Below are 11,083 nucleotides of genomic sequence, written 5' to 3'. Positions count from 1 at the left end.
TATATTTATATCTGCTGTCTAATAAAAAATGAAAGGTCTTGCTATCCTTAAAATATTTTGCGTGCACGGAAAAATAGGTTATTGCCTTTTCAGGAAGAAACAGGCAATACAAATTATTAAACCACTGATTAAACCGGAAATGAAATTCAAGCTATTTTCTTTTTCAGTTTGATTCAGATCAGCATTTCCCTGGCCTGTTGAATCATTTCTGAGAATTTCTTCATCTTGGGCTGAGTACAGTGTATCCTGGCTGTCAGCCAGTTTTGTCTCGCTTTGTACTTTGTCGCTGCTTATTGCAAAGGGAGAAAAGCCGGGTGTCTCTGCTTCGAAGTAAAGATATTCTTCATCTTCTCCGGTCAGGGAGGTGGGAAGTGCTTCCCATGAGTCTTCCGAATACCTGTACAGTTTCACATCATCAGTTTCAATATCATTTTCTTCCAGCCAGGATTTTTCGACCTTGAATCCGATCTTCAGGTTTTCAACATTGTCAGGACTGACGAATCCGACTTTACCCACCCAGATGTTCATTTGTTGATAGACATTGCCTGGAGCATCTGTATCTGCAAACGAGGAAGTGTCTTTGAGAACTTCAATGATTGCCTGTATTTTTCCGGAGTTCTTCAGTGAGTCAAACTGGATAGATGTGATTGCGTTGCCTTCTTTTTCAAATTCATAGTTGAGATGTGAATCTTTGCCGACAAAGATACCAAGTACTTCCTTTACAAGGATATTCTCGTATTCTTCACCGGTGGCTCCTCCACCACCACCGCCTCCACCACTACTGCTTCCTCCGGATGATGGGGTTGAAGGTGTAATGGGCGTATTTTGTTCAATGGTGACTGTTATGGCATATTCCTGAGTGGTGCCGTCTCTGGCAGTTACATTGTAATTCACCAGGTCTGTAAAGTTCTGTGAAACTCTTGAATCTGGTGCTATGCTTTCTCCGGTATGAATTATTGTTGGAACAAGTGCTGTGACATTAGTTCCGTAAGGTACGCTTAATGTCACCGTTTTTGCTGTTTCATTAATTGTACCTGTTACTACCGGATCCAGTTCATTGAACTTGAAACTTGTAATTTCTTTGCTTGGATCCAATGCAATGTTGACAGTCACTATGTATTCCTGGGTCGAACTATCCTCTGCTGTTATGGTATATGTTACAGGATTTGTGAAGTTCTCTGCAACATCAGAATCTGGAGAGATGCTCTCTCCAGTGTGAGATATTGTTGGTACTAATGTTGTAGCATTTGTCCCATAAGGTACATTTAGTGTCACCGTCTTTGCTTCTTCATCAATTGTACCTGTTACTATCGGATCAAGTCCTGTGAATTTAAAATTTGTAATTTCCTTAGACGTGCTTGATGCTATATTGACAGTTACTGTGTATTCTTGGGTCGAACCGTCTTCTGCTGTTACGTTATATGCTACAGGATTTGTGAAGTTCTGTGCAACACCAGAATCTGGTGATATACTTTCTCCGATGTAATCTATTGTTGGAGAAAGTTTTGTGACATCCGTTCCATGTGGCACATCCAATGTTACTGTCTTAGCAGCTTCGTTGATTGTACCTATCACTGCCGGATCCAGCTCTTCAAGCTTGAAACTTGTAATTTCTTTGGCTGGATTTAATGCAACAATGACAGTCACTATGTATTCCTGGATCGAACCATTTTCTGCCATAACCGTGTATGTCACCGGACTCGTGAAGTTTCTTACAGCTCCTGAATTTGGTTCAACGTTCTTTCCAGTGTGGGATATAGTTGGAGCAAGTGCTGTAACATCAGTTTCGTATGGTACATTCAATGTAATTGTCTTCGTTGTTTCATTAATGGACCCTACAATTTTTGGATCAAGTTCTCCCAATTCAAAATTTGTAATCTCCTTAGACGTATTTGATGCTATATTGACAGTTACTGCGTACTGTTGAGTAGTTTCATCTTTTGCTGTTACAGTATATGTTACTGTATCTGTGAAGTTTTCTGCAACTCCTGAGCCTGGCGATATGTTTTCTCCGGTGTGAGTTATTGTTGGAACAAGTGCTGTAACATCAGTTCCGTATGGTACGGTCAGAGATATGGTGTTTGCTTCTTCATTGATATCTCCAATCACTAAGGGTTCGAAGTCTTCAAAATTAAAGCTTGTAATTGCAGCTTCTACATTGAATTCCCATCCATAGGAGAATTGTTGTCTGCTAGCTGTTTGAGCAGTTACCAGTACATCGTATTCTCCGTTCTGGTAAGGAGTAGTTTTATCGTAATATATCCTGTATCCGCCGGGTATTTCCTCAGTACTGTGCACTACGATAGAACCATTGATCATCATATTTATTGAGCCTTGGTCTACTCCTCCCGGATGAACAACATCCGTGGAGATGATTGTTGAACTATTATCAGTGCTTGATCCGTTTTCAGGGAATTCATTATTGTCGCATGTAAATGAGAGAACGAGAGAGAAGTCCTGGGGTCCTTCCGGTACATGAGTACCATCAACCCTAACGTTGTAATCTCCATCCACAGTTTCACTGATTTCCACTCCCTCAACATTATTGGCGGTATCGGGAGCATTATTGAGATCATAATTTCCATAGTATGTGTCATCAGGACTGGTTATCGTCAGATCAAGGTTGTTCACAAGCTGTGGAATTACTAGTGTACTCCCTGGATAATCCGTCCACACAAGTGTTGCACGAAGGGGCCTGCTTTCTTCTATGTATTCATAATCAAATTCCCAGAAATCATCTGTGTCTGCAATCTTCTCCTCATCAAAATAAGCGATAACATCTGGATATTGAGGAAACAGGGAGTTTTCGATATCGATTCGTCCCCATCCCTGAGAATAATCCGGCCTGCCTTCTATCTCTCTATAATCTCCTGTACCGTACTGACCCGGTGCCATGTCATGGGCACCGTTTATTAGGGTTGCTTTGAGTAACGCAGCGCTTGGATTAGAAAGATTTTCAATCTCAGTGTAGTACTGCCTGACAAGTGCTGCAGAACCTGCAACTATTGGTGTTGCCATGCTTGTACCACTCATTGGAGCATAGTTTACATTTTTATACCAAGGACTAATAATGGCTTGGCTAGACTTGACAGACACAATGAATGTGCCTGGCGCGACAACATCTGGTTTAATCCTCTCATCATTTGTAGGCCCTCTACTACTTGAAGCTGCGATGCCTTCAATATTATCTGCTAGTTTGTCTTCATCAATGGGAAATCCATATGAATTTCCCCACTGGGTGAGGAAATCTTCTCTATAATTTTCAGAGGAGCCTACAGCAATGCAGTTCTTTGATGTTGCTGGGGAATCAATTGAGTCATGATCAATAACTCCATTGAGATCCGAATCTACTCCTTCGTTCCCCGCCGCAAAAAGAATTAGCATGTCAGGATGTTCCCACATGAACCTATCGATTTCTCTTGCATCTGTAGTATATGCTCCACTTAAAGAATCGCCCCAACTATTGGTATGTATTTTCGCTCCAAGGTCATATGCAGGCTGAAAGACATCACTTAAGTTAACTGGAAGATATAGGTAATCGCTATCATTTCCAGCAGCCTGAAATACCAGCTCTGCTTCAGGTGCCATTCCACTATAGTTTCCTCCAGAAAGTGCACCGTTTCCCAGTACTGAACCGGCTACATGTGTTCCATGACCATTCTGGTCTGCAACACTTCCATCATCTGCCACATCAAAGATATCGATTATTCTTCCTCTCAGGTCTGCATGAATTGCGTTTTTATTTCCTGTATCAATTCCGGTGTCGCAAACGGCTACGATCTGCCCGTTTCCGTTCAATTTGTGTGTTTCGTGCACCGGAGTAACACCAACGATAGTTACAGCAACATCGTTTGAAAGAACAGCTTCACGGTATTCTTCAATCCAGCTTATACCGCTGATGGATGCAATCTCATTGACACGGCTTTTTTCAATCTCGATCTTCATCATATTGCCAGAGGTCTCTATCACAGATCCTCCTGTCCTTGCTATCTCTTTTGCTATTCTTGAGTTGTCGTTTGCATTAAAAAGAAGTACCAGAAGATCAGCTTTTTCTTCTGATGATATAGACTTTGGAAGGTCTGTGGAAATTGCAACCACAGGTTCATATTTGTAAGAAGCCTTGTATTCACCTATCCATTTTACAAATTCGAGTGAACTTACCTGTGATTTAATAGAAGAGTTCATCCTAACAACGAAGGCGTTGTCCGGCAAATAGTCATATAGTACAGCTCCTGTTTGGCTAATTTCCTCCTTCTGATTTTCAAAAATCGGTCCGCTAAACTGTATAATGTAGTATTGTTCTTCGTCAATCTGGTTTTCTTCAATCATGATTGAGGATACAGCCATTTCCCCTTCATTGTATTCAGAAAGATTATCTGTATTTATAGTAGCTGTTTTCAGGAATATCATATTCCCATTGCTGTCTGAAGAAGCTGAAATTGCAGTGCTTGTGCATGATGTTATGAGTAATGTGAACGTAAATAAGATTAAGAAGAACAATCGTTTTTTGTGCATTGCCACCCTTCCATTTTGTTGATTCTGACACTCGCCGGGATCTTTACCACATAAGATTCTGCGAGAAGGCTAAAGAATGTTAATAGCCCCTACTTTACATTCTCAAAAAGAGAAATTATTCAATGATATTTATGTTTTTGTAAATTCTTTTAAAAGTAAATAATATATTTAATTTAAATAAAAATAGATAGAGGCACTTTTCGATTGAAAAGTGCCAAAAAAGTCTTTAAATTTGTCTTCTTCTCCAGAATCCAAAGTACATGGCTCCAACTCCTGCCACTACCAGTACAGAGGCTACAATATCTGAACCCGTAAATGAGAAACTACTACTTTCTGGTTTACTGACACTATCTTTTGTCATCTCATAGCCTTCTACGTAGTTATCAGGTGTAGATTTTGCTGCATCTTCTACAGGTGAGTTAAGGTCCATTCCTGCTCCGGAACCTGACATCATGGTCTGGTTGGATGAACCGGAACCGGCTTCAGTAACTTTAAGTTCAGTACCTGTTTTACTGCTTGAACTGCTCGAAGGGCTAGTTATTTCAGGTTGCTGGGTCTGGAATTCCGGTCTCTTGGTTGCATCATACATCAACTCATTGAATTTATTCTGTGTGTCTTGACTGATTCCTGCAGCTCCCATGTTACCCTGTACGAAATCATTCAACAGTGGATTTCCACATGTGTGATGGCAGCAACTGACACCATTCTCAACTACAGACTCGACATATTCTTTCACGAGTTTCTGGATCACTTCTTCAGGTGCATCGAAATAAGACTCACCACTAGGATCTTTTTTGCGGATTGCTTCAAGCATTCTGGCTTCCATGGATTGTTTTGCCCATGGATTCTCCTTCTCGAAAAATTCATCCAATCCGAGATCATATTTGTCTTCTATGTAGACATTGTACATCTCTTTCCACATTTCATCAGTAACTTCATCCGGGAGCATTGTATTTAGGCCCCAGAAGTCTTCAAAGATGCTGTCTAATTCACCGGCACCAGTGTAACCGTGCTCCATCATACCACGAATATATTCAGGATTCCAGTATGTGGAATGAAGCTCCCTTGCAAGGAATTTTCCAAGGGTTTCGGTCATTGCCTGAGCCGGGTCCTTGAGATTGACTATAAACATTTCTGGCGTGTCTCCTGAAACATTCCTAACAGCCATGCCGAAACCTCCGAAGAACTCATATGTGTGGTCAAAAACCACACTGTTGCTTCCCCGGCCGGAATTACCACTTCTGCTGAAGAACACGGCTTCTGTATTTGCAAGTACATTCTTGAATACTTCAGTATCCTTTAGAGCCCATACTTTGTCACCATAGATATTGCCCATGGAATCAATGTAGAGATTGGCGAGCTTCTCTTCGTCGTCCCAACTTCCACTTGCATCCACTGCATTTGTGAGACCGCCAATTCCCCAGCTTCCGTCATCCGGACCAAACAATCTGCACATTGAAAGATCACGAGCTTCTGAGGAGCTGTAACTGCCGGTGGCCATCAGTGCATCATAGATAGCATCAGAATGCTCTTTGACATAATTGTCATAGGTTTTATCTTCAGCCTCTGATGCAAGTCTTACAGCCCTGTCCATCAACTGAATCTGCCACTTCCAGTTATCACGGTAAACACCGGTCATGGTAACAACAACATCAATTCTTGGCCTTCCTAGTTCTTCTTCTGGAATAAGCTCCACACCTGTTACCTTACCGTTAGAATCCCATACTGGAGTCACACCAAGCATGTAAAGAACTTCAGATTCCATAACTCCCTTATGTCTCATTGATTCAGAAGACCAGAGTACAAATCCGATCTTCTCGGGGTACTCACCATCATGAGTTTCCTTCCATTCCTCAAGGAATTCGTCCGCAAGTTGCTTACCCATTTCCCAGGATTCCTTTGTAGGAACAATGTTTGGATTAAATGAGTAGAAATTCTTTCCAGTTGGCATAACTTCATCAGGGCTTCTGGTAGGATCATCACCTAATGCAGGAGGGATGTATTTTCCATCTAGAGCATTGAGCATGCTTTCAACTTCGGCGTTCGTACATTCCTTGATAGCCTCTGAATAATCAACTGCGCTGTAAAGATCGTTCACAACAGTGAGCTGTTCATCTGTCATACGTCTGATCAGCACAACATTGCAATTTGATTCGCCACTCAGTGTTTCGTCTAAACATGTACCTGAAACTTCTCCAAGAAGAGAGTTTGCAACAAGCCCGGCTTCATTATCCTTTTCCATTGCAAAGTCAATGTTAATGCTGGTAGATTCTGTCGTATTGATTTCGATGGTTTTTGTCTTTAAATACCAGCTTCCACTTCTGTTACTTTGATAGAGTGCAGTAATTTCGTATTCACCATCATAGACATTGGTAAATGTATAGTTTCCAGTTGAATTTGAGAGCTGAAGCTCAGTCACAACTCCATTCTGCTGAAGGAGTAGCTTTGCATCTTCTCTGATCTTCGGTGAAACCATTGGAGAATAGGTAACCTGGCCGAATATTTCTACAGTGCCGGATAATTCAACCGGTGGATTCTCTTCAAGAAGGTCGAGAACATATTCAAGTTCCGGATTGGATGTGCCTGTTGCATTCTTGGTAAGATTCAACTGTACTTCTGAAACAACTTCACCATTTTCAACGGTTACATATTTCTTCCCCGTAAGCCATCCGTCATGCTCTTCTTTCAAAGAGTAGACAGTGTATTTTCCATCTTTTACAAATGAAAAATTATATTCTCCGGATGCATTGCTTGTTACATTTGAATAGTACTGTCCGGATGTGTGGTCAATATTAAACCTATCAATCACGACATTCATTGGATCGGTTCCATTTACGAGAACATCTTCAAGCATGAAATCAAGAATATTTGGCGAATGTGCCGGGTTCAAATCATCAGGATCATCACAGATTCCCGTTGCATTTACATTCCTCACAAAATCGTTTCCGAGCATTGACTTGACCATGGCAATGAGCCCATCATCACTCATGTCTTCGCCAAGTATGTGGAAACCATAAGTCATGTAAGAGGCTGCGATTTCGTGCAGGTAGTCATGCACCGGTCCGTAGAGGATGAAATTATCAAACGTCTCATTATTCATTGCATAGAGATCTTCTGAGGAGTTACCAAGATCATTCTCAAAATTCAGGTTCTCATAGTATTCAATTATGGATTCTTTGTATTCCTGCTTGAGAACGCCTTCAGCGGTCTCGTAATTATGCATGGCATCATGCAATTTTGTAAGGTTTCCGTAAAGACCCGAACTGATAACCGGTGCAGTCAGGTGATCAACCATTACCGCGTTACCTCTTCTCTTTGCAGTAATACCTTCTCCGACACCTCCGACATCATAGAGATAGACAACAGGCATGTCCTGTATAAGGATTGCAGGCCAGCACTCCTTGGCTGACAGGCCAACACCTTTGCCCTGTAACCATTCCTGGGTTCCATGTCTTCCAAAATGAACAACTGCATCAGTATCGAAGCCACCTGATTCCTTCTCTTGATTCAACCAGAGATAGAATGCGATGTAATTGTGTGATGGTGGAATTGTCTGATCATGGTAGAGCATTGTATCATTAATAGTTAGGCCTCTTGGTGGCTGTGGTGCAATGAGTACATTACCAACTTCAATCTTCGGGAAAACGAAGTACTGTCCGGATTCATTCTCGTAAACCATTCCTTTTCCGGGTGCTTCACCCCATGTGTCAATTACACTTTGCTTCGCTTCGGGTTCAAGTTCATCAAACCAATCCATGTATGTTTCAACAGGAAGCAGTTCAACTTCATAGTTCTCGACCATATATTCCAGTTCACCTGGTGCCCAGATTCCAATATTTCTTCCCTGTTGCAGAACGAGATCAAGGAATTCGGATTTGTTCATATCCATATCATCCATATCATAGCCGCTCTCATTCATGGCATTCAGGAAATTAGGAATACTTGGAACAACATCAAGATTTGCAGCAACCATTGCTCCTGCTTTTCCATGGTTATAGTAGATGATTGCAACTCTCTTGTCTTTATTCTGGATGTGTTGTAAATCCATCCACCTTACTGTACGGTCTATCATCCAGTCCATCTGGTAGTCAATTGTCTCGAAAGTCCATACATGAAGCTCTTCATTATACTCTTTTCCACCAATGACGATAGCTTCGATTTCACCGCCAATTTCCATAATTGGAATCTGGTATTGGAATCTTCCATCCTGTCCATTGACAGTTTCTTCCCATTCTTCAATTGTACCCTGGTACTGGATACCATTGATAACCGGCACATTCATTTCCTGCAAAGCTTCTGTGTGCCACACTGAAGAAGACATGCTGGAAACACCCATTCCAATATCAATGAAGGCGTTAACCTTGTATTCGTCTTCAGCTTTGAAGAGATCTTCTGCAAGGTCTTCATCATAGAGGACTCCCGGACGGAATGCCGGAATAACATTAATTCCTCTAGATTCCAGTTTTTCAATTAGATCCTCTGTGATACCAGTGCAGAGATCACCGTCATGTCCTGCAAAGAATGCGACACCTACCGTATAGTTTTCAGGATTGTAGACATGGTGAGTGCCATCGTCATCTGCATACCATTCAAGATAGGATTCCAGATCTTCAAAGATTTCATATCCTGCATCAGGATGTATGATTCCGTCATCAGGTTGCATTGAAGGTTCCTTTATTGTAATAGTTCCCGCGTAGTTGCTGAAGGGTTCTGAAAGATCAACAACTGAAAGATAAGTTATCAGCCGGACAATGTTGTTATCATACTGTTCAAGCCAATAGTCCTCAAGATAAGGATGCTCCGTGTGATTTACATAGTTTATATTGGAGAAATCTTCAAGATCATAATTGTGATCATATACAAAGGTGCCTGGATTTGTTTCGTTGATCATCTCATGAACCTGTAACTTAAGATTTGAACCAAGGAAATCCATACCACCTTTCCAGGTTATGAAAACAGCGTCATATTTACTCATATTGATATTATCATCAAATTCGGAATAGATGACTTCAACACGGTTTTCACGATAACTACCGTAAACATCAACGTAGTCTTCCATACCCATGTCCTGAACAGCCTGTTTTGCCATGTAGGTTTCTTCCGCACCAATGACAAGGAAGAGAATCTGCTGGGTCCTGTTGACATCCGGGAGGTTGCTTGTAACCAAATTGATTCTTCTTTCAGTATCGCTGCCTGCCGGATTGCTGACAGTTAGTTTTACCTTGAAGAAACCCACACTATCATACGTGTGCAAGGGGTTTTGTTCAGTAGAGTTAGTGCCATCTCCAAAATCCCAATACCACTCAGTTGCATTTTCAGATAGATCAGTAAATTGAACAGTTACAGGACAATCGCCGTATGTATTATTGACTGAAAAGTCGGCAATTGGGGGGGATATCTGTCCCTTTTCCTTAAGCAGGACAACCGTACATGATTTATTATAGTTAGTCCCACCATCTGAAGTGTACTTTGTTATTCCAGAAATTGATGAGCGATTGAATAAGGAATAAACTTCAGAATGATCTATTGATCCTCTTTTCTCCAAAGAAAGAATAGTATGTTCATCAGAATTTTTGATCTCCAGAGTCAATTCCTTGTTATATGGAATTAGGGAACTGCCCATTCGAGTTTCATTCACTGCAATTAAAGTATATTGCCCATTTGGCAAATCTGGAATCAGAAACTGGCCATTTAAGTCACTAGTCGTGTTGGCAATGAGTTCCTTAGTTTCAGAATCTAGTAGCACGATTGTACAAGATTTATTATAGTTAGTCCCACCATCTGAAGTGTACTTTGTTATTCCAGAAATTGATGAGCGATTGAATAAGGAATAAACTTCAGAATGATCTATTGATCCTCTTTTCTCCAAAGAAAGAATAGTATGTTCATCAGAATTTTTGATCTCCAGAGTCAATTCCTTGTTATATGGAATTAGGGAACTGCCCATTCGAGTTTCATTCACTGCAATTAAAGTATATTGCCCATTTGGCAAATCTGGAATCAGAAACTGGCCATTTAAGCCACTAGTCGTGTTGGCAACGAGTTCCTTAGTTTCAGAATCTAGTAGCACGATTGTACAAGATTTATTGTAGTTAGTCCCACCATCTGAAGTGTACTTTGTTATTCCAGAAATTGATGAGCGATTAAATAAGGAATAAACTTCAGAATGATCTATTGATCCTCTTTTCTCCAAAGAAACAATAGTGTTTTCATCAGAGTTTTTGATCTCCAGAGTCAATTCTTTGTTATATGGAATTAGGGAACTGCCCATTCGAGTTTCATTCACTGCAATTAAAGTATATTGGCCATTTGGCAAATCTGGAATCAGAAATTGACCGTTAGCGTCACTAGTCGTATTTGCAACAAGTTCCATATTGTCATAGCTTCCAGCCGATACCACTGTCGTTAGCGATGCTAACAACAATAAACTTAAGATAAATAAAATTATATATTTATACTGCACGTTACCACCTGTTAATGTGTATAACACTCCTGTACTTGCTTGGCGGCTATGCAGGAGTGATCACAACTATTGTTTTAATCAAAATACCAATTATCAAAACTCATC

General features: G+C 40.8%; 3 protein-coding genes. 1 reads left to right on the top strand and 2 read right to left on the bottom strand.

Annotated features, from left to right (window positions below; all coding sequences use genetic code 11):
- Positions 1-78: 78 nt before the first annotated feature.
- A complete protein-coding gene (locus tag V7O62_RS05375) occupies positions 79-4,329 on the bottom strand; it encodes a PGF-pre-PGF domain-containing protein (protein WP_406657985.1) in 4,251 nt (1,416 codons plus the stop codon).
- Between V7O62_RS05375 and V7O62_RS05370 the strand changes: the two genes are divergently transcribed.
- Positions 4,328-4,537 (top strand): hypothetical protein, encoded by a 210-nt coding sequence (locus tag V7O62_RS05370; protein ID WP_406657984.1) that lies wholly within the window; start codon positions 4,328-4,330, stop codon positions 4,535-4,537. The genes V7O62_RS05375 and V7O62_RS05370 overlap by 2 nt on opposite strands.
- Positions 4,538-4,741: 204 nt before the next feature.
- On the opposite strand, the gene V7O62_RS05365 is transcribed toward V7O62_RS05370, so the two are convergent.
- Positions 4,742-10,936 (bottom strand): cobaltochelatase subunit CobN, encoded by a 6,195-nt coding sequence (locus V7O62_RS05365; protein ID WP_406657983.1) that lies wholly within the window; start codon positions 10,934-10,936, stop codon positions 4,742-4,744.
- Positions 10,937-11,083: the final 147 nt, after the last annotated feature.

The organism is Methanolobus sp. ZRKC2 (genome assembly GCF_045291185.1).
Classification (GTDB): Archaea; Halobacteriota; Methanosarcinia; order Methanosarcinales; family Methanosarcinaceae; genus Methanolobus.
Note: the sequence above shows the minus strand (reverse complement) of the source record. Positions and strands in the feature narration are given on the sequence as shown.